Here is a 25723-nt window from a genome sequence, read left to right on the forward strand (position 1 = left end):
TTTTTAAAATGAACAACATAAAAATAATACTGCTATCACTTTTATTTTTAATAATAAGTTGTAAACCAAAAATGAAAGAAGAGAAATCAACCAAAATAGTTATAGCTCACCGAGGAGCATCAGGGTATTTACCAGAACACACGATGGAAGCCAAAGCAATGGCGTATGCCATGAATCCTGATTATATTGAGCAAGATTTGGTGTTAAGTAAAGACAATGTAGCAATTGTTATTCATGATATTTATTTAGATGATGTTACCAATGTTGCTGAGGTTTTTCCTGATAAAAAAAGAAAAGATGGTCGTTATTATGTAATTGATTTTACGTTTGATGAACTACAACAATTGCAAGTAACCGAACGTTTTAACCCCGAAACAGGAAAGCAATTTTATGCGAGTCGATTTCCTAAAAACAAAGGAAATTTTAAATTACATTCTTTTGAACAAGAAATTGAATTGATTCAAGGATTAAACACATCAACAGGAAAAAACATCGGAATTTATCCAGAGATTAAAAACCCAGATTTTCATCATAAAAACGGAAAAGATATTGCTAAAATTACGTTGGCTATTCTTTCAGAATATGGTTATCAAACAAAAAAGGATAATTGTATTTTTCAATGTTTTGATGCAAAAGAATTAGAAAGAGTTCGAAAAGAGTTAAAATCTGAGTTGTTTTTAGTGCAATTAATAGAGTTTACTGAAGAAACAAAACAACTAGCGTATTTTGCAACCTATGCTGACGGAATTGGACCTTGGTACAAGCAAATTTTAGCTAAAAAAGTAAACGATAAATTTACATTTACAACATTAGTTGCAGATGCTCATAAACTCGGATTAAAAGTACATCCGTATACTTTTAGAGCAGATCAGTTAGGTGAATTTTCTTCATTTAATGAAATGATGCAGATATTATTTTTTGAAGCAAATATTGATGGTAGTTTTACTGATTTTCCTGATAAAATGGTACAGTTTTTAGCTAAGAAGTAACCTCGATTAATTTTGCTCTATAAGCAGATAATAATTTAGATTTTGAGATAAAACCAAGGTATTTACCATTTTTTACAACAGGTAAATTCCAAGCTCCACTTTCCTTAAATTTTTGCATTACTTTTTCAACAGAATCGTTGTGTAATATAATAGATGGAGCACTTCTCATAAATGTTTCAACCGTTACTTTATCGTACATTTCATTGTCAAACATAATGGGTCTAATATCATCTAATAAAACAATACCTAAAAATTGAGAGTCTTTTTCAATTACAGGAAATATATTTCTATTAGAGTTTGAAACAGCTTTTTTAAGCATGCTTCCTAAAAGCATTTCGGGATAAATAGGTTTAAAATTGGTTTCAATTAAGGTGTTAATGTTCATCATCATTAATACATTTTTGTCCTTATTGTGGGTAATTAATTCCCCTCTTTTAGCCAATTCAACAGTGTAAATAGAGTTTGAAATAAAGTATTTAGTAACGGCATACGAAATAGCAGCAACTAACATTAAAGGTACAAACAAGTCATAACCGCCAGTAATTTCCGCAATTAAAAAAATAGCGGTTAAGGGAGCGTGTAACACACCTGCCATTAATCCCGTCATTCCTATTAAGGTAAAGTTAGATTCTGAAACGTTACCACTTAATTGATTAATAATTTTAGCAAACACATTTCCTAAAGCACTTCCCATTACTAAGGTGGGAATAAAAATTCCGCCAATTCCACCCGCAGCAAATGTAGTTGTCATGGCAATTGCTTTAAATAAGGTAATTAACAATAAAAACCCGATTACTATCCAAACATTTTTAAAATCTACATTATAAGGAATGTCTTTTAAGGCGGCCGTTGCATTTCCTTCTAGTAAATTGTTAATCAATCCATAACCTTCACCATATAAAGGCGGAATTAAAAAAAGCATTACTCCGATAGCTATTCCTCCAAAAATTAATTTATGAATAGGTTTCTTTATCCGCTTAAAAAAATTAGTTATTTTAAAGTATATTTTTGAAAAATAAACCGAGGCTAAACCAGTAAATAAACCTAATAAAATATAATAAAATATATCTTTTATTTTAAAAGCGTCTACTAATTCAAAACCTAATAAAGCATCTTTTTCAAAAAAGAAATAAGAAGTAATTACTGCCGAAACAGAAGCTAATAATAACGGAACTAATGAGGCAAAAGCTAGATCTAAACTAAAAATTTCGATAGCAAAAATAATAGCAGCAACAGGTGCTTTAAACATTGACGACATTGCGCCAGCTGTAGCACAACCAATTAACAGCATTCTTGTTTTTCGGTTCATGTGAAATACCTGAGAAACCCTTGAGCCTAAAGCTGCACCTGTGCTTATAGCTGGTCCTAATAAACCAACAGAACCACCAAATCCAACGGTAATTGGAGCGGTAATTAACGAAGCATAAATTTTATATTTTTCTATGATTCCACTTCGTTTAGAAATGGCATAAAGTGTTGTAGAAATTCCGTGACCGATTTCTTTTTTTATAAATCGTTTTTTAATGTAGTAGATTAAAACTAAACCAATAATTGGAAAAATAAAATAGAGATAATAATAGATGTCTTTAATAAATTTCCCTTCTAAAATTGCTTGAAAAAAGGAAGTCATATTTTTTAAAATAAGTGTTCCTATTCCTGCTAAAAAACCAACAAAAACACTTAAAACATATATAAATTGATGCTCAGAAATATGTTTGTATCTCCAAATCAATGTTTTTTTAAATATGTTTTTTGGTTTAGCCATTCGATCTGTTAAGTTACTTTTTTTCTTGTAGATTGATGTCTTTTAAAAGTGTTACGGCAAAATAAACCACAAGAACTCCTCCCAAAACAATACAAACCCACATAAAGAGTTTTGTTTCTAAAAAAGATTTTTCTTTTATTTTTTTTGCTTCTTTTTTAATTTCACTAAAGTTTAAAACTGTCGTTTCTTTTACTGTAGGCGTTTTATTAGAAATGAAATTACCCAAATCGTAAAAGGGTTTAGAAAGCGTGTTGTTAATTACTATTTTATAATCTTGTTTTTGCTTTAAATTAGCAATAAGATATATTGGTTTTTGTAATAATTGCACAGTTTCTATTTGTAAAGGAAGGTTATCTTGATTGCTAATTTCAATGATAAATTCTTTCTCGTTTAAATTGCTAAAAGTAAAAGTGTTATTATTTTTTGAGTTTAATTTAAACTGAGAAATTACTTTATTGTAGCTTTCTTCTCGTTTTTTAATTTTACGAGTTTTATTTACGATCAACTTTGCATCACGCAGATAAAAATCAGTCGCTATTTTAAATGAAATTGCGTTAATTTTATGAGCCATTTTGGCTGTAAATTTAAGCTGGGTAACTTTTTTTTCTTTTATAGTAATTATCTCTTCTTTGTAATTTTTTAGTTCAATAGGTTTTTGAGTAAAAAACGTACTTTCATAAACACCAGCACTTAAAATATTTATTGGTAATGAATTTTTATCATCAAAATTAATGCGTAAAAATTTGTAGGTATTTAGAGGGAAATGAATTGTTTTTTCTAAAAATATTTTTCCTTCGGATGTTTTTTTAGGCGTATTAAAATCAGCTAAATTTTTATTAGCAACTAAACCAAACCAGTCTGTTTGATTATCGCTACCAAAAACGGTATAGTTTTTTTTAATTTTAGTATTCGCTATTTTTAAAACAACATAATCTTGTTTTTTTAAAGACTGATTGTTGATGAGAATAGAGGTAATAGAATCTTTAATTACCTTTTTAGAGCTTATTTTAACAGCTTTAAAATTTGAAAACCTCGTATCATTATTGTGAATTAAAACATACGGAATCTCATTTTTTTGAGTATCCATCACTCGTAAAAAATCAAAATTTTCATTGCTTGCAGCTCTTACTGCTGATGTTAACATCATTTTATGCAATCCGTTTTCTTGAATCGTGTTTATTGTTCCCTCATAATTTTGGCTAAAACCAATTAAAGAGAAAAAAAAACTGATTAAAAAGCTATATTTTTTCATTACTATTTTCTTTTTCTGGCACTTCATCAATTACTAATTTTTTAATTTTTTGATACACAAAAGAAATAATCAAGATTAAAATTCCTAATAATATAAAAGCGATTATTTTTCCGGTTTCAGAAACATTTTTAATATCATACACAAATAGTTTAACAATAGTTAAACCTAATAAAGAAAGCGCTATTACTCTTAATGTTTTCCATTGTTTTCTTATTCCGATAATTAAAAAAATAAAAGAAAAAATTCCCCAAAGTATTGGGTACCCTATTTTAATAATTTGTGTTTTAGTTTCCTTTATTTTAGTATAAATAAAGTTGTTTTTATCTGTGCCAGAAAAATTTTCTGCTAATTGAGTACTGTCAATTGTGTTAGTAATATACAAGCCATGTATCATTATTTCGTTACTTAATATATAAACAACTGTAAAAACAAATAGCCAAGGAAGCCACTTATTTTTTGTTGGTTTTATATTAAAAATTGAAGTTGTTTTTTTAAATAAATGGTATACAAAGTACCCTAAACACCCTAAAATAATATAATGAAAGTAAAAGGCGTATTTGGTATTTGTGTTTTTAATAAAGTTCTGAATCATTTCGTTTGTTGGAAATTTATAAAACGAAAGAATATAGCATACTATTGAAATGCTAGCTATTACTAACATTAATTTTGCAGCTTTTTTGTTTTTAAATATAGCTGTTAAATAAAGTACAATAGCTACAAAAATAAAATGATAGGTTAGCGGAAAAGATAATGCCGAAATGCTGTTTTCTAAAAACTGATCTGCTTGATAATTAACTTCTAAAATTCCTGTAAAGTAGGTTGTAATTAAAGTAACTATTAAAACGGTATTTTTATAAAAATTAATTTTTATTGTAAAAAATTTCGTTGCAACATCTTTCTCGTTTTTTAAGAGCTTATATGTTACGTATAAAGAAGTGCTAACTACTAATCCCGCAACAAATAATGGATTAAAAATTACAGTTAATTCTTTTGTAAAACTATATCGATCCCAGTCTATTAATAAACTAATTATCGTTAATATTTGTACGGCGATAGCGCCTAATTTAAAAGAGTTAATTCGTGTTTTTTGAGACAACCAAAACAATAAAACTACTTCTGCAGCCCAAAATAAGGTTATATGATTTCCTTCAAATTGAATAGGAATAGTAAGGGTAACAAATGTAAGCGCTAAACCAATTAAAAGATAAATAGCATTTTTATCTAAGCCGAATTTTTTATACAAAATAGTTGCATATCCTAAATTGTAAATCGCTAGTAATAGAGTAAATAATCCAGTGAAATTAGCATTAATATCATTAAGAATCATCATCCCAATTCCGAAGAAAATAAAAGTATTCGCAGTTAAAATGATATACTCAATGGTAGAAAAAACACCTTTGTTTTTAAGGTTATTTAAAACAATGATAAGGCTAAAAATAAAATAAAAAATAGTAGCAAATATTAATGCTCCAGTATGCGAAAAAGTAGCTTCGCTTATTTTTACACCACACCAACTGGTAAATAAAATTGTTGTAAAAATAAAAGCTAAAATGGTAGATACTTTCCATTTTTTAAAATAAGAAATTGCTAAAATCCCTATGTTTAAAACAGTAATATAGCTAAACAATATAATATAACTTCCTTGACCAGTACTAACCATAAAAGGAGCAGCAAAACCACCAATTAAAGATAAAACCGCTAATTCTTGACGATTATAAGAAACTGAAACAACCGAACTAAAAGCTGTAATTAACGCCATAATTGTAAATGCAACAGTTTGACTAAAAAGCTGGTATTCGTTAAAAGCAATATAAATAGTAAAATAAAAAATACTAATTGCCCCAGCTACTAAAACCGAGCTAAAAGAAGCGTAGTTTTTCTTTAATTTATGAGCAATAGCCATAACAAGCGAACCGCATAAAATACCAATACCAACTCTTGCAGGTTCGTTTATCCAGTCTTTATCGATGGCATATTTAACAAAAAAGCTAATTCCTAAAACTAAAATTAAAATTCCGAGTTTGTTTATTAAATTTTCACCAACAAATTTCTCTAAATCAGGATTTTTCTCTTTAAAGGTTTTAAACCATGATTTTTTAGGTATTGCTGTAGCTTTTTGTTTTACAACTTGCTTTTGAGCTATTGTTGAAGTTGATTTTTGTGAAACAGTTGCAGTTGGTTGTATTGTTTTTGGGGTGTTCTTTTCGGAAATAACACTAACAGGTTTTACTTCCTGTTCAATTGGTTTTTGTTTTACAGGTTCTTTAGTCGCAACAATTGTATTTTCAGTTTTGCTAGCTACTCTTTTTGAAAGGACTTCATTTTGTAAAAACCGAACTCTATTTTTTAAATCATCAATAGTTGTATTTAATTGTTTAAACTTTGTACTGATGTTTCTGTTGAGTAAATAGAAGCATAAAATGACTGTTATAAATAAGATAACTTCCATAAGATATTTTTCTTTTTTTGAATTTTTATATCAAATGTAAACTTTTTTAAATGATAACGGCTGTGGTAAGAATTAAAATGAAAAAACCAATTTTTTTAGATTGGTTTTTATCAATAGTTAAAAGTATTTAAGTAGAAAATTAATTCTATTTATTGGATAGTGAATTTTTTAACTCTCGATAATCGCCTAAGTATAATTGCCTTAAAGTTTCAACATAAGGTCTTTGGTTATAGTATCCATCATTAAAATCTTTAAGAGCAGCGTTAATCATAATTATAGCTTCTTCATTTTTTTGTTGTTCAGCCAAAATAATTGTTTTGTAATATTTTGCATCAGCACTAAATCCGTAAGAGTTTTTTATCACACGATTAAAACAAGCATCAGCTTTAGCATACTTTTTAAGTTCAAAGTAGGCAATTCCTTGAAATAAAAATGCTGTAATATCAACAGAACTTTCGCTAAAATCGGCAATTTCTTTATCGATGTATTTATCAAAATAAAAAATAGATTTTTCATAGTTTTTTAACCCTAAATAGGCAATTCCACGCCAACAATCTACACTTAAACCTTGCGGAGCATCAATAAAATTAGGAGTTAAAACATCGCTTTTATCAAAATCGGCAATTGCTTTTTTATAATCTCTATAAAACCATAAATATAAGTAACCGCGCCAAGGAATTCTGTTGATAGAATCCATTTTTACAGCTTTTTCATATTGAGGTTTCCATTTATGTGGCATTCCTCTTTTTAAATGAGCTACAGATAATTCGTAAACAGCTTGTTCGTAGGTAGAGTCTATTTCTACCGATTCTGCAATTCCGTTTTGAAATGCTGTTGAACCTTGTGTGAAAAACACTGCTTTTTTATATCTTTTTTCAGCAAGAGTTCGTTTGTTGTCGTCGTTTTTACATGATAAAAAGCATAAAACAATTATAATACTAAGGGATGATTTCAGTAACTTTTCCATTTTCTATTCTATAAGATACGTACATATAATAATTTTGTGGTTTGTTATCATAAGAAATAACATTCCAATTTGCTGGTTTTGAAGTAAAGGTTAATAACTCATTTACCATTTCAGAATCCAAAGATTTTTCTTTTAAATCTAAATCCATTTCAATAATTTCAAACCACCCTGCATTTCCTTCACAATTAACCAGAAAACGAAAGTTTAAATAACCCGAATCGGTATAATTATTTGAATTAAATTGTGTGTTTATAGCATCTCTAAATTGTTTTTTAGAATTTTTATATGCCTTTAAACTCGCACTACTATAGGTATGATAAATACTACCGTCATTACATAGTTTGTACTTATCGTTTAAAAGTGCTTTACTTTGATCAATATAGCCTACATAATGTTTATAAGGTTTGTTTTCGGTATTATGTGCTTGTTTAACATAAAGATATCCGAAGAGAAGTAGTGAACCACTAAGAACTAAAATAGTAGCAAAAACTATTAAAACAATTTTTAGAATTTTCTTTTTTTTCATGATTTAAAAGTACTAAAAAATCCCAACCTAAAAAGATTGGGATTTAAAATTTATGATGAGAAGCTGAAATAGATTCAGCTTAACGTTGTTGTTTTAAAATAAGTATTTTTATTTACCTTCTTGCAAATCTAATTTTATACTTAATTCTGATAATTGTGCGTCATTTAACGCAGCCGGAGCATCAATCATTACATCACGGCCTGAATTGTTTTTAGGGAACGCAATAAAATCACGAATGGTTTCTTGCCCACCTAAAATAGCAACCAATCTATCTAAACCAAACGCTAAACCTCCATGTGGTGGTGCTCCGTATTCAAAAGCGTCCATTAAGAATCCGAATTGCTCTTTCGCTTCAGCTTCCGTAAAGCCTAAATGTTTAAACATAATGGCTTGTGTTTCTTTATCGTGAATACGAATAGAACCTCCACCAATTTCATTTCCGTTTAACACCAAATCATAGGCGTTTGCTTTTACAGCTCCTGGATTGGTGTCTAGCATTTCTAGTTGACCAGGTTTTGGTGATGTAAACGGATGGTGCATTGCGTGGTAATGACCAGTTTCTTCGTCTAACTCTAATAATGGGAAATCAATTACCCATAACGGAGCAAATACTTTAGGGTCACGTAAACCTAAACGCTCTGCCATTTCCATACGTAAAGCAGATAATTGCGCACGTACTTTAGTAGTATTTCCTGATAAAATACAGATTAAATCACCAGCTTTAGCGCCAGTTTTTTCAGCCCATTTTGCTAAATCTTCTTGGTCGTAAAACTTATCTACAGACGATTTAAAAGTTCCATCTTCATTACATTTTACATACACCATTCCTAAAGCTCCAACTTGCGGACGGCGTACCCAATCGATTAATTTATCTATTTCTTTTCTTGTATATTTTGCTCCTCCAGGAACAGCGATACCAACAACTAGTTCAGCATCGTTAAATACCTTGAATTCTTTTTGTTGTGCAACGTCGTTTAACTCGCCAAACTCCATTCCGAAACGGATATCTGGCTTGTCATTTCCATACAAACGCATTGCGTCGTCAAATAACATTCTTGGAAATTTATCAACTTCAACATTGTTGATTTTCTTTAATAAATGACGTGTTAACCCTTCAAAAATATTTAAAATATCTTCTTGCTCTACAAATGCCATTTCACAGTCAATTTGTGTGAATTCTGGCTGACGATCGGCACGTAAATCTTCATCTCTAAAACACTTTACAATTTGAAAGTATTTATCCATTCCACCAACCATTAATAGTTGTTTGAATGTTTGAGGTGATTGTGGTAATGCGTAAAATTGACCCGCATTCATACGTGAAGGCACTAAGAAATCGCGCGCTCCTTCTGGAGTAGACTTGATTAAATATGGCGTTTCAACATCAATAAATCCTTCGTCAGATAAATATTTACGAACTTCCATTGATACTTTAGAACGGAAAATTAAACTATCTTTTACAGGATTACGACGAATATCTAAATAACGATATTTCATTCTGATGTCTTCACCACCATCGGTTTCGTCTTCAATAGTAAAAGGTGGAGTTTTAGCTTCGTTTAATATTTCTAAACGAGTGACTAATAATTCAACTTCACCAGTAGGGATGTTTTTGTTTTTAGATTCGCGCTCAATAACGGTACCTGTAACTTGAATAACAAATTCACGACCTAAGGTTTTTGCTTGTTCCATTAAATCTTTAGAAGTACGTTCTTCGTCAAAAATTAACTGTGTAATTCCGTAACGATCGCGTAAATCTACCCAAATCATAAAACCTTTATCACGTGATTTTTGTACCCAACCAGAAAGGGTTACTTCAGTATTAATGTGCGAAGCTCTTAATTCGCCACAAGTATGCGTTCTGTACATTTATCGAAATTTATATTTTGCAAATTTAACGATAATTGTTAGTATGTAAAAAATTACTATTATTTAGTTTTTTAAGTTTTTCTATTGTTTTTTTGTGATTGATTACTGGGTATAAAAGATCGCATCGAATCCGTCAATCTGAACTTGTTTCAGATTCTCATATTGATTTTTGCGAAGTGCTGCGATGCTGAAATAAATTCAGCATGACGATAGAAGTATGGTTTGTAACTAATATTTTACAAACAGACTTAGTTTTGATTGCGGTATTTTAATTACTGAGCATAAAAGTGATTGGTTTTATAATTATTAAAAATAGCATCGAGTCCGTCAATCTGAACTTGTTTCAGATTCTCATGCTGATTTTTGCGAAGTGCTGCGATGCTGAAATAAATTCAGCATGACGATAGAAGTATGTTTTGTAACTAATATTTTACAAACAGACTTTGTTTTGATTGCGGTATTTGAATTACTGAGTATAAAAGTGATTGGTTTTATAATTATTATAATAAAAAGATACGAAAATGACTATTGAAGAATTTGTAACGAAGCTAAAAAACAATCCAAAAGAAGTTGTTTTTTCAGAAACGATAAGCGTAATTGAAAAGTACTATGTTTTTAAACCATCAGCTTTTAAAAATGGCGATTTAGAAAATAGTAATGCCGAAAATTTAGGTTCAAGTAAAGTGTTTTCTTTTGCTTTAAAACAACAATTAACCAAAGAAGAAACACTGGCTTGTTTTGGACAATATTATTTTATTGATGTTTTAGGAAACCCAAACGGAACAGATCATCAAAATATTAGAAATTTTATGAATTCAGACTTTGAAGGATTGGTTTTTGAAAATGAAACGTTAGTAGAAAAAGTGTAGTTTTTTAACGTGGATTTCTAGGTTTTTTAGTTTTGCGTAATATTTTTATTGAGAATTTTCATTAAAAATAGCATCGAATCCGTCAATCTGAACTTGTTTCAGATTCTCATACTGATTTTTGCAAAGTGATGCTATGCTGAAATAAATTCAGCATGACGCTCTTTATTGTTGATTTAGCCAGAAAAAAATAGCATAGCTATAAGTTCGGTAAATACACTTAGCCCCGATTGCAGCATCTGTTTGAGCTCTTTTTTACTGCCTGTTTGAGTGAATTTTGAAGCATGAAAAATTTGTATAGTAAATGAGAGTATTTATTTTAATCATTTTCTTCTATTTCAAATAAATATTCAACAGTAACATTAAAAAAACGAGCCATTTTAATTGCTAATGTTACTGATGGATTAAATTTATTAGCTTCAATTGCGTGTATTGTTTGGCGAGAAACGCCTATTTTTTCAGCTAATTTACCTTGCGTTAAATTATGACGAGCTCTTTCTACTTTTATTAAGTTTTTCATTTAATACATGCGTTTTTTTAGAAAAAAAGTAAATAGATAAACCCATAAGTATAAAATGATAAAATAATCTAAGGTTAGTTTTATGTCTTTAGAAATAGCATATAATAATATTGTAATACTTAAACCTATTAAAGAGGTTATCTGATAAGATTCTAATCTCAACTTATCAATATAGTCATCTTCTATTTTCTCTTTTGAAAAAACATATATCATCATACCTAAAATTGAAATGATTTCTAAAAAATGAATCATATTTTCACCTAAATAGTTTTTAATAGAATCGTATTCTTCGGAATTTATAGTTGTTGCTGTTACACCTTTCATAAAACCTTCATACATTGAAACTGAAGCTCCAGCTAAAAATAAGAAGAGCCCTAATTTTTTACACCAGTTTGGTAATAATTGTAATTTCATAATTCTATTATTTTTATGCAAATGTAAAGTATTGTTTACAATTTAAATATAAAAGATTACATTAATTATTGTTTGCTGAGATGCTGAAATAAATTCAGCATGACGCTTTTTGTGGTTGGTTAAGTTTTAAAAGGAAGTAAAAAAACAATGAATCACTAAATTAAGTAAACACACTTAGCCCCGATTGCAGCATTTGTTTGAGCTCTTTTTTACTCTCTGTTTGAGTGAATTTTGAAGCATGAAAAATTTGTATCGAAAACGGCAGTGAAAAAAGCGAGTGCGGAAAGCGGGAAATAGCTTCAAAAAATAAAAACACCTATTGTAATCTAAAAATTACAATAGGTGTTTTGTTTTATAAAGAAGAAACGCTTAGTTAAAAGCGCCTGATTTTAATTTCTGAAAATAAATGGTTGCTGCTTTTTTAACTTTCGGAGCTAAAATAAGGGTAGAAAGTACGGTTGGTATTGCCATTAATGCATAGGCACTATCCATTAAATTGATAACAAAATCTAACTTAATAATAGAAGCGATTACAATTACCAATATGTAAAAATAATTGTAATATTTTCCTGTTTTAGAGCTGGTTAAATAACTTAAACAGCTAAAACCATAAAAAGAATAGGTAAATAGGGTTGAGAATGCAAAAATTAATACGCAGATGGTTAAAATAATGCTCCCTGTATGATAAGGTAAAACCGAATCGAAGGCAGCTAAGGTCATAGAAATACCGTTACCGTCGAAATCTTTCCAAATTCCTGATGATAAAATGGCTAATGCTGTTAAGGTACACACTAATAAAGTATCAATTGCTGGGCCTAACATGGCTACTAAACCTTCTCTAATTGGTTCGTTCGTTTTTGCGGTTCCGTGCATCATAGGTGCGGTTCCTAAACCAGCTTCGTTAGAAAAAGCAGCACGTTTAACTCCGGTAATTATTAAAGCTCCTAATGCACCACCTAAAACTGATTTTCCTGAAAAAGCATCGGTAAATATTAGTGAAAATATTCCAGGAACTTTATCGAACTTTAAAAGTAAAATAGTAATTACAGTTAACAAATAAACAACCACCATTATAGGAACTAATTTCCCTGCAACTTTTCCTATTCGTTGGATTCCGCCAAAAATAACCATTGAAACAATTACCGCAATTGTTAATCCGGTTAATAATTTAGCCGTAAATTCATTAGCTTGATTTACTTTAAAAACATCTATAATAGTTTGTGTTAATTGATTGGCTTGAAAGGCAGGTAAAGTACCAACTAAACCAGCAGTAGAAAAGAAAATAGCCAAAGGTTTCCATTTTTTACCTAACCCCTCGGTAATAACATACATTGGTCCTCCTTTTGCATTTCCTTCTTCATCTTCACCTCGATACATTATTGACAAACTACAGGTAAAAAATTTGGTTGCCATACCTACAAAGGCACTTACCCACATCCAAAAAATAGCTCCAGGACCACCAGTAGCAATTGCGATGGCAACACCACTAATGTTTCCCATTCCTACCGTTGCAGCAATGGCAGATGATAAAGCTTCATAATGCGATAAATCTCCTGGAGAATCGTGTTTGTCGTATTTTCCTCTTAAAATAGCAATGGCGTGTCCCATATATCTGAAAGGAACCAACCCTGAATATACAAATAAGCATAATCCGCCACCGATTAGTAATATTAATAATGGGATTCCCCATATCCATGAAGAAAAATCAGCAACTAAATTTTGAATATCTGCGAACATAAAATTGTTTTGTTTAGACGAAAGTAGGTAAACCAAGCTCAAAAAAAGAACGATAGCGGTTAATTAACAACTATCGTTCTTTTGTGTGGTTTTATTTTTTTAAAGCAACTACTATTAGTTAATAGAAACACCTTTTTTACCTAAAAATTCAATGTCTCTAAAAAATCCTTCCTGAATTGTGTCTGCTTGAAAAATAAATGTTTTATCATGTAATACATTGTTTTCGAAAAAAGTAACTTGAAATTGATTATCTAAAGTGAATAATTCAGGTTGCATAATTTCGAATTTAGAAGCCGAATTTGCAGGCAATACATCTATTTTTCTTCGAAATAATGATGTCTTTTTTGTGTCAGAAAACCCTTGAGAAACAATTACGACCATTTCTAAAGGCACTTCTTTTTTATTGATTATGTATACACACCATTCATCAGTATTATCTGTCTGGTTTTTTTCTAAAGTGATGGCAATTTCTACATTTTCAACTTTAGGTACGTGAATGTCTTTTCTCATTCTAATTAGTTTAAAAGGAAAGACGAAAGTTTTGAACTTTCGTCTTTATATTGTTTTATTAAATTACCGATTTAAATTGCTCTAAAAAACGTTTGTCGTTTTCGTAAAACATTCTAATATCAGGAATTTGATATAATAACATTGCAATACGTTCAATTCCCATTCCGAAAGCATATCCAGAATATTTATTAGGATCGATATTTGCGTTTTTCAGTACGTTTGGATCTACCATTCCGCAGCCCATAATTTCTAGCCAACCTGTTCCTTTTGTAATTCTGTAGTCAGTTTCAGTTTCTAATCCCCAGTAAATATCAACTTCGGCACTTGGCTCAGTAAATGGGAAATAAGAAGGGCGTAATCTGATTTTCGATTTTCCAAACATCTCTTTTGTAAAATATAAAAGCGTTTGTTTTAAATCAGCAAAAGAAACATCAGTATCAATATATAAACCTTCTACTTGGTGAAAAATACAGTGTGCACGGGCAGAAATATCTTCATTTCTAAAAACTCTTCCTGGAGAAATAGTTCTAATTGGTGGCTCATTATTTTCCATGTAGCGAACTTGTACCGATGAGGTGTGCGTTCTTAATAAAGTATCAGGATTTTTATCAATAAAAAAAGTATCCTGCATATCACGAGCTGGGTGATATTCTGGTAAATTTAAGGCAGTAAAATTATGCCAATCATCTTCAATTTCTGGTCCTTCAGAAACTGTAAACCCAATTCTGTTAAAAACCTCAATGATTTGATTTTTTACTAAAGATATTGGATGGCGAGAACCCAAATTAATTGGTTCTGACGGACGCGTTAAATCTCCGTAAATACCTTTGTCTTCAAAAGCATTATCTAAAGTTTCATTTAACTCGGTAACTTTATTTTCTGCAGATTTTTTTAAATTATTTAATGCTTGCCCAAAATCTTTACGCATTGCTGCATCAACATTTTTAAATTCGGCAAATAAATCTTTTAATAAACCTTTACTACCTAAATATTTTATTCTGAAAGCCTCAACTTCTTCTTTAGAAGTTGCTTGAAAAGCTTTTACATCACCAATCAGTTCTTTTACTTTATCTAACATCTTGTTTTTCGGAATAATTAAGCTGCAAATTTATGATTTTAAAATGAAAAAAGTGTAGGTTTTTACAAGAGTTATCGTCTATTGAAATATATTAAATTAAAAGAGTGTTAAATTCTTAAAAATAAGCAAATAATTGATGTTTTTAAATTTAACAAATTGTAAATTAATTATATTTGCGGAATAAAATTGTTTAAATCATAATATAACATAATTAAAATTATGGAATCTAAAATAAATGCATTTATGGATTACGTTAAGGAACGTAATTCTAATGAACCAGAATTTTTACAAGCTGTTCACGAAGTAGCAGAAACTGTAATTCCATTTATTGAAAACAATCCTAAATATCAAGGAAAAAAATTGTTAGAAAGAATGGTTGAGCCAGAAAGAACTTTAATGTTTAGAGTTCCTTGGGTTGACGATAAGGGAGAAACACAAGTAAACAGAGGTTACAGAGTTGAGTTTAACTCGGCAATTGGACCTTATAAAGGAGGTTTGCGTTTTCATCCATCAGTAAACTTATCAATTTTAAAATTTTTAGGTTTTGAACAAGTATTTAAAAACTCTTTAACAACTTTACCTATGGGTGGAGGAAAAGGAGGTTCTGATTTTAATCCTAAAGGAAAATCAGACAGAGAGGTAATGGCTTTTTGTCAAGCTTTTATGTCAGAGTTATTCCGTCATATTGGTGCTAATACTGATGTTCCTGCGGGAGATATTGGTGTTGGAGGAAGAGAAATCGGATTTATGTTTGGTCAATATAAAAAATTACGTAACGAATTTGTTGGAGTTTTAACAGGTAAAGGTGCTTCTTGGGGTGGTTCTTTAATTAGACCAGAAGCAACAGGTTACGGTAATGTGTATTTTGCACAAAACATGTTAAATGCTAAAGGAGATTCTTTTGAAGGAAAAACAGTAGCTGTTTCTGGATCTGGTAATGTAGCGCAATATGCTACTGAAAAAGCAACAGAGTTTGGAGCAAAAGTTGTGACCATGTCTGATTCTTCAGGATATATTTATGATGCTGACGGAATTGATGCTGAGAAATTAGCATACGTTATGGAAATTAAAAATGTTCGTAGAGGTAGAATTAACGAGTACGTTGAGAAATATCCAAATGCTCAGTTCTTTAAAGGAGAAAGACCTTGGGGAACAAAATGTGATGTAGCTTTACCATGTGCAACTCAAAATGAGTTAAACGGTGAAGAGGCTAAAACATTATTAGCAAACGGATGTATATGTGTTTCTGAAGGAGCAAATATGCCTTCTACACCAGAAGCTGTTGAAGCTTTTATAAACGCTAAAATTTTATTCGCTCCAGGAAAAGCATCAAATGCAGGTGGAGTTGCAACTTCTGGTTTAGAAATGAGTCAAAACTCATTACGTTATAACTGGACTAGAACAGAGGTTGATGCAAAATTACACCAAATTATGAACGATATTCACGCTTCATGTGTTGAGTATGGTACACAAACTGATGGTTTTGTAGATTACGTAAAAGGAGCAAATGTTGCTGGTTTTGTAAAAGTTGCCGATGCAATGTTAGATCAAGGAGTAGTGTAAAACTTACTTTTTTATAATATTTATAAGCACGCTATTTATAGCGTGCTTTTTTATTTAGTATTTTCGATTAAAATAATACGATGAATTGGTCAAAAAGAAAAAATAGATTTACAATTGCTTTTTATAATGTTGAAAATTTATTTGATACTAAAAATAACCCATTAACTGCAGATGATGATTTTACACCGTTAAGTAAGCGGCATTGGAATTATAAAAAGTATCAGAATAAAATAAAAAAAATAACATCAGTTATTAGCCAAATAGGAACGGAGGAGTCTATTTTACCTCCTGTAATTATTGGTGTTGCCGAGGTTGAAAATGCCAAAGTTGTTGAAGATTTAATTAACCATAAACACTTATCTCAATATAATTACGGTTATGTTCACTATGATTCTCCTGATGAAAGAGGAATTGATGTTGCGTTGTTATATAATAAAGATTTTTTTGAAGTAGTTTCTTCTAAAACGTATCCTTTATTTTTAACAAATGCTGCTGGCGAAGTTGATTATACACGCGATTTGTTAGTTGTAAAAGGAAAACTAAATGGAGAATTAATACACGTTTTTGTTAATCATTGGCCGTCAAGAAGAGATGATAGTGATTTAGAAACGAAAGAGAAGCGAATTAAGGCAGCAAAACAGGTGTTAGAGGTTGTTGATGAGATAAATTACCATGAAGAAGCTGCAAAATTTGTTATAATGGGAGATTTTAATGATGATCCAACAAGTGAAAGTATTACTGATTTTTTAGTTACTGATAAGTTTCATAATCCGATGAAAACGTTGTTTAAAAAAGGAATAGGAACTTTAACATACCATAAAGAATGGCATTTATTTGATCAAATTATTATTTCTAAAGATTTTTTTGATTCTAGTAAAAGCAAGCACACTTTTTTAAAAGCTTGTATTTTAAATAAAAAATGGTTGCGATTTTATAAAGGGAAATTTAAAAACAGTCCGTTTAGAACTTATATCGGCCCATGGTATCAAGGAGGCTACTCAGATCATTTTCCAGTATATTTAACTTTTAAACATGATAAATAAAAAATCCCGAGATATAATCTCGGGGTTTTTTATTTTTATAATTAAAGCGATCTATTCTACAGTAACAGATTTAGCTAAATTTCTTGGTTGATCTACATTTTTATTCAACATCACAGCAATATGATATGATAATAATTGAAATGGAATTGTAGTTAATAAAGGTGTGAAAGCTTCTTCAGTATCAGGAATTTCAATTACATGATCTGCAATTTCTTTAACAGCTGTATCACCTTCAGTAACAATGGCGATTATTTTACCGCTTCTAGATTTTATTTCTTGAATGTTACTTACAACTTTTTCGTAATGTCCTTTATTTGTTGCAATCACAAAAATTGGCATATTTTCGTCAATTAAAGCAATAGGTCCGTGTTTCATTTCTGCAGCAGGATAGCCTTCAGCATGGATGTACGAGATCTCTTTTAATTTTAAAGCGCCTTCTAAAGCAACGGGAAAGTTAAATCCTCTACCTAAATACAAGCAGTTTTTAGCATCTTTATAAACCTTTGCTATTTCTTTAACTTGAGCATCAGTTTGCAATAATTTTTCTACTTGAGAAGGAATTTGTTGCATCATTTGTAAATAATTATTTACAGCAGAAGTTGATAAAGTTCCTTTGGCTTTTGCAAGTTTTAAGGCAATTAACGAAAGTACCGTTATTTGTGTTGTAAATGCTTTTGTTGATGCAACTCCAATTTCTGGACCTGCATGCGTATAAGCTCCAGCATGTGTTTCTCTGGCAATAGATGATCCAACAACATTACAAATACCAAAAACAAATGCTCCTTTAGATTTTGCTAATTTAATAGCCGCTAAGGTGTCTGCGGTTTCTCCTGATTGAGAAATTGCAATTACTACATCGTTTTCGTTAATAATCGGGTTTCTATATCTGAACTCAGAAGCATACTCTACTTCGACCGGAATACGTGCCATATCTTCAAAAAGATATTCTCCTACCAAACCAGCATGCCATGAAGTACCACAGGCAACAATAATAATTCTATTTGCGTTTGTAAATTTAGAAATATTATCATCAATACCAGCCATACGGATTACTCCTTGATCAGCTAACATTCTACCTCTATAAGTATCAATAATTGCTTTTGGTTGTTCATAAATTTCTTTTAACATGAAGTGATCGTATCCTCCTTTTTCAATTTGCTCTAAGCTTAATTGAAGTTTTTGGATGTTGGCATCAATTTCTTTGTCATTTTCAATTTTATGAATTTTTATTTTTTTATTTTTTTTGATGATAGCCAATTCACCATCTTCTAAATAAATTGCATTTTTAGTATATTCAATAAAAGGAGAAGCATCAGAAGCAACAAAAAATTCTTCGTTATCTTTACCAACACCTATAGCAATAGGGCTTCCTAAACGTGCAACAACTAATTCGTTTGGTTTTGTTTTATCGAAAACAGCAATGGCATAAGCTCCAATAACACTTGTAAGTGCTAATTGCACAGCTTTACCTAATTTACAGTTTTCATTTTTTTTAACTTCTTCAATTAAGTTTACTAAAACCTCGGTATCTGTATCGCTCTTAAAAGTATAACCTCTTGAGATTAATTCTTTTTTTAGAGTGTTGTAGTTTTCAATAATTCCGTTATGAACAATAACTAAATTTTCAGATTCTGAAAAATGTGGATGAGAATTAGTGTCGTTTGGTACTCCATGAGTAGCCCAACGTGTATGCCCAATAGCTATGTTCCCTTTCTTTTTTTGTTTGTCTTTATCGGTGATAACTTCTAAATCAGAAACCTTTCCTTTTGTTTTTGATAAATGTATTGTTTCACCATCATACGTCATAATACCGGCACTATCATAACCTCTGTACTCTAAACGTTTTAATCCGTTTATTACAATAGGGTAAGCCTCTCTATGACCTATGTATCCTGTTATTCCACACATAGTATTTTATTTTTCTTTTGAATATGATATTTTTAAAACGGCTCTTTTGGTTCCGTTAGCAGTTTCATCTCCATCTAATAAAGTAACTCCTCTTGGGTTCCAGTTATATGTACTAACTAAAGGATTTACTGTGGGCGTATCTGTAGGGTTAAATACTTTTAAAACTAAAGGATCTATAGTAACGTTGTCTTCTCTATTTAATAAATTAGTGATGTAATCAGTAATTCTAAAAGTATACTTTTCAGGAGTATCAGTCTCATCAATAGATTCTAATTCACCACCAAAGGTTAAAGCTTCAACATAAGCATCAGAAATGTGAGTAGGTGAAATATTATTGCTACTATTTTTCTTTTCTTGATAAAGAAATAGTTTTTGTGGAACTATATTTTTATCTGTATTTATATTTTGATTGATATAAAAAGATAAAGAAGCATCATTAACTAAAAGGTTTTGATCTCTTAAATCTTGAAGTTTAGTATCATCTAAAATTTTGATTCTAGCCATAGTACCAGCTGTTCCTTGTACTGTAAAGTTGTTGGCAGGAGTTGCTGTTGTTGGCGCTGTCGTTTTGTAAATACTATTTCTTATACCTGATAATGGAAATGTATAGGTGTTTGGTAAGGTGTCTTTTAAAACTAAAGCAGATTGCCCCTCCTCTTTTTGAAATGTTGTGATTGTATAATGAAAATCTACACTAGCTGATGTTGCGTCTCCAATTATATTAAAAGGAACAATACTTCCATCGGTTCCTTCTGATTTTACAATAACACCTCTAAAGTATGAAACGAACGCATCAATAGTTTTAAATTCATCATTTTCAAATTTATCCCAAAAAAGACTTTTCATTTTAGCCATGTCTAAAGGAATCGTTAAAAAAGGTGCTTTGGTTGGAAGTTTTAAAGTGTCTTGATAAGTATTTCCGTTACTAATGTTTCTTGTTAAAATAAACATAGTATCTTTAGGACTAGGCTTAAATGTAAAAGCTGAGTTTTCATTTAAAAGATCAATAATAGGATCATTAACTTGATAATCAAAATCAGATTGAAAACTATTGCTACTAGCCGGATTGTTTGGGTCTAAAGTATTTAAATAAGTGTAGTTTCTAAATACTTTTAAAGGAGTTCCAATATTGGTGTTTCCTAATACAGAATCTAACCTGAAAATAGGTTTTCCGTCACTTTCGGTACCTGTGTTTGTAGCTTTATATGGTAATTTTAAAATAACTTTATCAAGTACAAAAACAGAGTCAATATCTCCATCTTCAGCAGCAGGAGTTTTATCTGTAGTTTTAAGGCTTGTAGGCAAAGATAATTGGCTAACAAAAGAAGATTCTATCGTTTTGTAGTTGTCAGTTTTATAAATACCTAACCAGTATTCTGCTAAGGTATTAATACCAATATTATCCGCTCTAACAGCTTTGTATATGTCGTTTGTATTTGAGTCAGAAATATCAATTTTTTCAATTTCTACATCTAATAAAATCTCACCTGTTTCAAATTTTGTATTGTTAACAACACTACTACCTACGTCGTTAAAATCTTTTTCACACGACAATGTAGCCGCTAAACATAGCAAGCTTACACTAAAAACACCAATTTTTCTAATCATTTGTAATATTATTCGCTTATTTCTAAAACGGTTTCTTTATAAAATTCTAAATAGGCTTCAGCTAAAACTTCTTCTGATTGAAATTCTAAAACTTTAGTCTGTTTTTCGTCAATAAAACTATTGATTTCGTCAGGTAAATCTTCGCTACCTTTTACAATAGCATCTGAGTTTTCAATAGCACTTTTTAAAATATTAATTTGATTAGGTGTTGTTATGGTTGTTATTTTTGAGTCGTCAATTTTATCAAAACGAACTTTGTTTGCTAACTCACCATTTAATTCACCGTCAAAATTAGTATTGTAAAGCGAAGTTACAATCTTACTTTCGGTAAATAATGGTTCTTCTTTATAAAATTCTCTTAAATAAAGTGGTAATAAAGAAGCCATCCATCCATGAATATGAATAATATCTGGTGCCCAGTTTAGTTTTTTAACTGTTTCAACAACTCCTTTGGCAAAGAAAATCATACGTTCGTCATTATCTCCAAACATTTTATCATCTTCATCAGAATATACAGCCTTACGTTTAAAGTACTCGTCATTGTCAATGAAATATACTTGCATTCTTTCTTTAGGAATCGAAGCTACTTTAATAATTAATGGCATATCCATATCATTAATTATTAGATTCATACCAGATAAACGAATAACTTCGTGTAATTGGTGTCTTCTTTCGTTGATTACCCCAAAACGAGGCATAAATATACGGGTTTGAACTCCTTTAGAATGTGCGTTTTTTGCAACATTAAATGCAGTAGACGATAATTCTGTTTCAGGTAAATAAGGTGTTACCTCTGATGAAACATATAATATTCTCTTATCCTTCATTAAATCTGTCTATTTTATTGAAGCCGCAAAAATACGAAAATTTATGCAAAAATGATGTTAAATTGCTAATTTTGCATGTATTTGAACTATTATAGCATGAAAATTTATAAAACTAAATCAGAATTAAAAGATTTTTTATTAAAACATAAAAACGATAAAAAATCAATCGGATTTGTACCTACCATGGGAGCTTTGCATCAAGGACATTTATCACTTGTAAAAAAATCGAAGAAAAAGAATGATATTACGGTAGTGAGTATTTTTGTAAACCCGACTCAGTTTGATAATAAAGAAGATTTAGATAAATACCCGCAAACATTTGATAATGACGTGATGCTTTTAGAAAGTGTTAATTGCGATGTGTTATTTTTTCCATCAGTAGCAGAAATTTACCACGAAGATATTGAAGCTAAGAGCTTTAGTTTTGATGGATTAGAGCACGAGATGGAAGGTAAGTTTCGTGACGGCCATTTTGATGGTGTAGGAACTATTGTAAAAACATTGTTTGAAATTGTAACCCCTGATGTTGCTTATTTTGGAAAAAAAGATTTTCAGCAATTGCAAATCATTAAAAAAATGGTTGAAAAAAACGATATTTCAGTTAAAGTAAAAGGTTGTGCTATTTTTCGTGAAAAAGATGGTTTAGCAATGAGTTCTCGTAATGTTCGTTTAACAAAAGAACACAGAGAAATTGCGCCATTTATTTATAAAACATTAAAAAAAGCAAAGAAAAAGTTTGGCATAAAAAATGCAGATGAAGTTACTAAATGGGTACAAAAACAATTTAAAAAGCAGCCATTATTAGAGTTAGAGTATTTTACTATTGCTGATGAAAAAACACTAAAAACGATTAGTAAAAAAGAAGCAAACCGAAAATACAGAGGCTTTATTGCTGTTTTTGCAGGTGAAATTAGATTAATTGATAACATTCGATTAAAATAAAATCATTCAAAAACAACTCATTAATCATTAAAAAACTATTTTTGCAAAATGTTAGTTCAAGTAGTAAAATCTAAAATCCACCGCGTAAAAGTTACGGGTGCCGATTTAAATTATATAGGAAGCATTACCATTGACGAAGATTTAATGGATGCTGCTGGTATTATAGAAGGTGAGCGTGTTCAAATTGTTAACAATAATAATGGTGAGCGTTTAGAAACTTATGCAATTCCTGGACCAAGAAAAAGTGGAGAAATTACTTTAAATGGAGCAGCAGCCAGAAAAGTTGCTAAAGGTGATGTGCTAATTTTAATTGTATACGCTTTTATGGAATTAGAAGAGGCTAAAAACTTTAAACCTTCGTTGGTTTTTCCTAACGAAGAAGATAATACCCTTACCTAATTTTGAATTTTAAAAAAACTTTAAAAACTATATTACCTCTCGTTTTGGGAGGTTTTTTAGTTTGGTACTCATTGTCAAAAATTTCTTTAGAAACGTTATTGCAATACTTTAAAGATGCAAATTATAGTTGGATAACTTTAGGGTTGTTTTTCGGCGCTTTAAGTCATTTGTCAAGAGCATATCGCTGGAAGTTTTTATTAGAACCAATGGGGTATAAACCTAATTTTGGTAACAGTACCATGGCGGTTTTAGTAGCATACCTAGTAAATTATGCAGTGCCAAGAGCTGGTGAAGTATCCCGCGCAGCGGTAATGACAAACTACGAGGATATTCCGTTCGAAAAAGGATTTGGTACCATTGTAGCAGAACGAATTGCCGATTTAATTATGATGCTATCAATCATCGCAATTACACTTTTTGTGCAATTCGACTTTATTTATGAGTTGCTTACTAAAAATTTTGATTTAACAAAAATACTTATAGGCATAACTATATTGTCAACTCTTTTTTTCGTTTTTACCCGTTATGTAAAAAAAGCAACATCAGGTATTGGATTAAAAATCAAAACTTTTTTTTCAGGCTTAGTAGAAGGAGTAACGAGTATTTTAAAAATGAAAAATAAGTGGGCATTTATTTTTCATACTGTGTTTATTTGGGCAATGTATGTAGCTATGTTTTGGGCTACAATACCGGCAATAAATGATTTAAATGTTCCTTTTGGTGGCGTTTTAATCGGTTTTATTGCAGGTGCTTTTTCAATAGCAGCCACTAACGGAGGTATTGGTTTATACCCTGTAGCAGTAGCTGGTGCTTTGGCATTGTTTGGTATTTCAGAAGAACCCGCAACCGCTTTTGGTTGGATTATGTGGACAGCCCAAACAGCAATGATTATTGTTTTTGGAGGTTTAGCATTTTTATTTTTACCAATTTATAATAAAAATAAAAAGTAATTGGGCGTTCCCTTACAGGTCGTGCTTTCACTGCTCGCTTTTTTTGAAAAAAACAAAAAAGAGCTCAAACAAACCGTTCAATCACTAACGCAGGTATATTTATAAATTTTCAGGCAAGTGTAAATTATCCAGATTACTTTGTAACTTTGATAACTTAAAATTTTTCAACTAAACTATAAATGGCAAAAACCAAAACTACTTTTTTCTGTCAAAATTGCGGAGCGCAACATGCACAATGGAGCGGACAATGTAATACTTGTAAAGAATGGAATACTATTGTAGAAGAGGTAATTCAAAAAGAAGAAAAAAGAAGTTGGAAAACTCCTGAAAATACGAATAAAAGAATCTCAAAACCTCTACGAGTAGAAGACATTCAGTTGAATCCTGAAGAGCGTGTTGAAACTAAAAATAACGAACTAGATACCGTTTTAGGTGGCGGAATCGTAAAAGGAGCTGTTGTTTTATTGGGTGGTGAACCGGGAATTGGTAAGTCGACTTTATTATTACAAATTGCTTTAAAAATTCCGCAAAAAGTATTGTATGTTTCTGGAGAAGAAAGTCAGTCGCAAATTAAAATGCGTGCCGAACGTTTAGAAGCTACCAATTCTAATTGTTTAATTTTAACAGAAACCAATACCCAACAAATTTTTAAAAACATCGAAGAAGTTCAACCAGATGTTTTGGTAATTGACTCTATTCAAACATTACACACAAATTCTATTGAAGCATCTCCTGGTAGTATTTCTCAAATACGTGAAACTTCAGCAGAATTAATAAAGTTTGCCAAAGAAACAGCAACTCCGGTTTTATTAATTGGTCATATTAATAAAGAAGGACATATTGCAGGACCAAAAATTCTAGAACACATGGTAGATGTTGTTTTGCAGTTTGAAGGCGATAGAAATCACACATATCGTATTTTACGTTCTCAGAAAAACCGATTTGGTTCTACTGCCGAACTCGGAATTTACGAAATGTTGTCAAGCGGATTACGAGAAGTTTCAAATCCGTCTGAAATATTAATATCAAAAAAAGATGCAGATTTAAGCGGAACTGCCATTGCATCAACTTTAGAAGGTATTCGTCCTTTAATGATTGAGATTCAAGCCTTGGTATCAACGGCTGTTTATGGTACACCACAACGAACTACAACGGGTTATAATTTAAAGAGATTACACATGATTTTGGCTGTTTTAGAAAAGAGAGCGGGCTTTAAATTAGGTGCAAAAGATGTGTTTTTAAATGTTACTGGAGGAATACATGTAGATGATCCTGCGATAGATTTAGCAGTAGTTGCGGCTATTTTATCATCTAATCAAGATATGGCAATAAACCCGAATGTTTGCTTTGCCGCCGAGGTTGGTTTAGCGGGTGAAATTCGCCCTGTATCAAAAATAGATCAACGAATTACAGAAGCAGAAAAATTAGGATATAAAAGTTTTGTAACATCAAAATACAACAAAATAACAAGTAAAAATCATTCTATAAAACTAGTTTTAGTAAGTAAAATAGAAGAAGCTTTTGCAACTTTGTTTGCTTAG

Annotated in this window: 22 protein-coding genes; 8 read left to right on the forward strand and 14 right to left on the reverse strand. The window is 30.6% G+C overall.

Annotation, left to right across the window (positions count from 1 at the left end; all coding sequences use genetic code 11):
- Positions 1 to 8: 8 nt before the first annotated feature.
- The gene (gene glpQ / locus ACN5J5_RS06360) at positions 9 to 989 is read left to right on the forward strand and encodes a glycerophosphodiester phosphodiesterase (RefSeq protein WP_418646470.1); all 981 of its coding nucleotides are present in this window, start codon (positions 9 to 11) and stop codon (positions 987 to 989) included.
- Here glpQ and ACN5J5_RS06365 read toward each other — a convergent pair.
- The 6 genes from ACN5J5_RS06365 to aspS all read right to left on the reverse strand — a co-directional run bounded on the left by ACN5J5_RS06365 (position 979) and on the right by aspS (position 9817).
- Positions 979 to 2754: a chloride channel protein gene (locus ACN5J5_RS06365; RefSeq protein WP_418646471.1), complete on the reverse strand. Its 1776-nt coding sequence runs from the start codon at positions 2752 to 2754 to the stop codon at positions 979 to 981. The genes glpQ and ACN5J5_RS06365 overlap by 11 nt on opposite strands.
- A 13-nt stretch (positions 2755 to 2767) precedes the next feature.
- Positions 2768 to 4006 (reverse strand): hypothetical protein, encoded by a 1239-nt coding sequence (locus tag ACN5J5_RS06370; RefSeq protein WP_418646472.1) that lies wholly within the window; start codon positions 4004 to 4006, stop codon positions 2768 to 2770.
- Positions 3993 to 6455, reverse strand: a complete 2463-nt coding sequence (locus ACN5J5_RS06375; RefSeq protein WP_418646473.1) for a DUF2339 domain-containing protein — start codon at positions 6453 to 6455, stop codon at positions 3993 to 3995. The genes ACN5J5_RS06370 and ACN5J5_RS06375 overlap by 14 nt, the downstream gene beginning before the upstream one ends.
- A 145-nt stretch (positions 6456 to 6600) precedes the next feature.
- Positions 6601 to 7422, reverse strand: a complete 822-nt coding sequence (locus tag ACN5J5_RS06380) for a tetratricopeptide repeat protein (protein ID WP_418646474.1) — start codon at positions 7420 to 7422, stop codon at positions 6601 to 6603.
- Positions 7394 to 7948 (reverse strand): hypothetical protein, encoded by a 555-nt coding sequence (locus ACN5J5_RS06385; RefSeq protein ID WP_418646475.1) that lies wholly within the window; start codon positions 7946 to 7948, stop codon positions 7394 to 7396. The genes ACN5J5_RS06380 and ACN5J5_RS06385 overlap by 29 nt, the downstream gene beginning before the upstream one ends.
- A 108-nt stretch (positions 7949 to 8056) precedes the next feature.
- Positions 8057 to 9817, reverse strand: a complete 1761-nt coding sequence (gene aspS, locus ACN5J5_RS06390) for an aspartate--tRNA ligase (RefSeq protein ID WP_418646476.1) — start codon at positions 9815 to 9817, stop codon at positions 8057 to 8059.
- A gap of 521 nt (positions 9818 to 10338) precedes the next feature.
- Here aspS and ACN5J5_RS06395 point away from each other — a divergent pair.
- Positions 10339 to 10686, forward strand: a complete 348-nt coding sequence (locus ACN5J5_RS06395) for a HopJ type III effector protein (protein ID WP_418646477.1) — start codon at positions 10339 to 10341, stop codon at positions 10684 to 10686.
- A gap of 316 nt (positions 10687 to 11002) precedes the next feature.
- Here ACN5J5_RS06395 and ACN5J5_RS06400 read toward each other — a convergent pair whose 3' ends face one another.
- The 5 genes from ACN5J5_RS06400 to pheS form a co-directional block, all read right to left on the reverse strand.
- Positions 11003 to 11203 (reverse strand): helix-turn-helix transcriptional regulator, encoded by a 201-nt coding sequence (locus tag ACN5J5_RS06400; RefSeq protein ID WP_418646478.1) that lies wholly within the window; start codon positions 11201 to 11203, stop codon positions 11003 to 11005.
- Complete coding sequence (locus tag ACN5J5_RS06405; RefSeq protein ID WP_418646479.1) at positions 11204 to 11617, reverse strand: hypothetical protein; 414 nt, start codon at positions 11615 to 11617, stop codon at positions 11204 to 11206. It lies immediately after the preceding gene.
- 369 nt (positions 11618 to 11986) lie between these two features.
- On the reverse strand, positions 11987 to 13354 hold the full coding sequence (locus ACN5J5_RS06410; protein WP_418646480.1) for an alanine/glycine:cation symporter family protein: 1368 nt from the start codon (positions 13352 to 13354) through the stop codon (positions 11987 to 11989).
- A gap of 114 nt (positions 13355 to 13468) precedes the next feature.
- Entirely contained in the window at positions 13469 to 13864 is a 396-nt protein-coding gene (locus tag ACN5J5_RS06415; protein WP_418646481.1) for a hypothetical protein, read from the reverse strand.
- Between the two features lie 58 nt (positions 13865 to 13922).
- A complete protein-coding gene (gene pheS, locus ACN5J5_RS06420; RefSeq protein WP_418646482.1) occupies positions 13923 to 14942 on the reverse strand; it encodes a phenylalanine--tRNA ligase subunit alpha in 1020 nt (339 codons plus the stop codon).
- Between the two features lie 219 nt (positions 14943 to 15161).
- On the opposite strand from pheS, the gene gdhA reads away from it, so the two are divergent.
- Entirely contained in the window at positions 15162 to 16505 is a 1344-nt protein-coding gene (gene gdhA, locus ACN5J5_RS06425) for an NADP-specific glutamate dehydrogenase (protein WP_418646483.1), read from the forward strand.
- 80 nt (positions 16506 to 16585) lie between these two features.
- Positions 16586 to 17548 carry an endonuclease/exonuclease/phosphatase family protein gene (locus ACN5J5_RS06430; RefSeq protein ID WP_418646484.1) on the forward strand — a complete coding sequence of 321 codons (963 nt, stop codon included), beginning with the start codon at positions 16586 to 16588 and terminating at the stop codon, positions 17546 to 17548.
- Positions 17549 to 17599: 51 nt separating this feature from the next.
- On the opposite strand, the gene glmS is transcribed toward ACN5J5_RS06430, so the two are convergent.
- From glmS to ACN5J5_RS06445, 3 genes are read right to left on the reverse strand one after another with little or no spacing between them, the layout of a single operon-like run.
- On the reverse strand, positions 17600 to 19456 hold the full coding sequence (glmS, locus tag ACN5J5_RS06435; RefSeq protein WP_418646485.1) for a glutamine--fructose-6-phosphate transaminase (isomerizing): 1857 nt from the start codon (positions 19454 to 19456) through the stop codon (positions 17600 to 17602).
- Positions 19457 to 19462: 6 nt separating this feature from the next.
- Positions 19463 to 21064: a DUF4270 family protein gene (locus ACN5J5_RS06440; RefSeq protein ID WP_418646486.1), complete on the reverse strand. Its 1602-nt coding sequence runs from the start codon at positions 21062 to 21064 to the stop codon at positions 19463 to 19465.
- Between the two features lie 8 nt (positions 21065 to 21072).
- On the reverse strand, positions 21073 to 21891 hold the full coding sequence (locus tag ACN5J5_RS06445) for a glycogen/starch synthase (protein ID WP_418646487.1): 819 nt from the start codon (positions 21889 to 21891) through the stop codon (positions 21073 to 21075).
- A gap of 96 nt (positions 21892 to 21987) precedes the next feature.
- Between ACN5J5_RS06445 and panC the strand changes: the two genes are divergently transcribed.
- From panC to radA, 4 genes are all read left to right on the forward strand, one after another.
- Positions 21988 to 22833 carry a pantoate--beta-alanine ligase gene (panC, locus tag ACN5J5_RS06450; protein WP_418646488.1) on the forward strand — a complete coding sequence of 282 codons (846 nt, stop codon included), beginning with the start codon at positions 21988 to 21990 and terminating at the stop codon, positions 22831 to 22833.
- Between the two features lie 48 nt (positions 22834 to 22881).
- Entirely contained in the window at positions 22882 to 23232 is a 351-nt protein-coding gene (panD, locus tag ACN5J5_RS06455) for an aspartate 1-decarboxylase (protein ID WP_418646489.1), read from the forward strand.
- Positions 23233 to 23234: 2 nt separating this feature from the next.
- Positions 23235 to 24182 (forward strand): lysylphosphatidylglycerol synthase transmembrane domain-containing protein, encoded by a 948-nt coding sequence (locus ACN5J5_RS06460; protein WP_418646490.1) that lies wholly within the window; start codon positions 23235 to 23237, stop codon positions 24180 to 24182.
- A 179-nt stretch (positions 24183 to 24361) separates the two neighbouring features.
- Positions 24362 to 25723 carry a DNA repair protein RadA gene (gene radA, locus ACN5J5_RS06465; RefSeq protein ID WP_418646491.1) on the forward strand — a complete coding sequence of 454 codons (1362 nt, stop codon included), beginning with the start codon at positions 24362 to 24364 and terminating at the stop codon, positions 25721 to 25723.

This window comes from Tenacibaculum insulae, assembly GCF_964512435.1.
GTDB lineage: Bacteria > Bacteroidota > Bacteroidia > Flavobacteriales > Flavobacteriaceae > Polaribacter > Polaribacter insulae_A.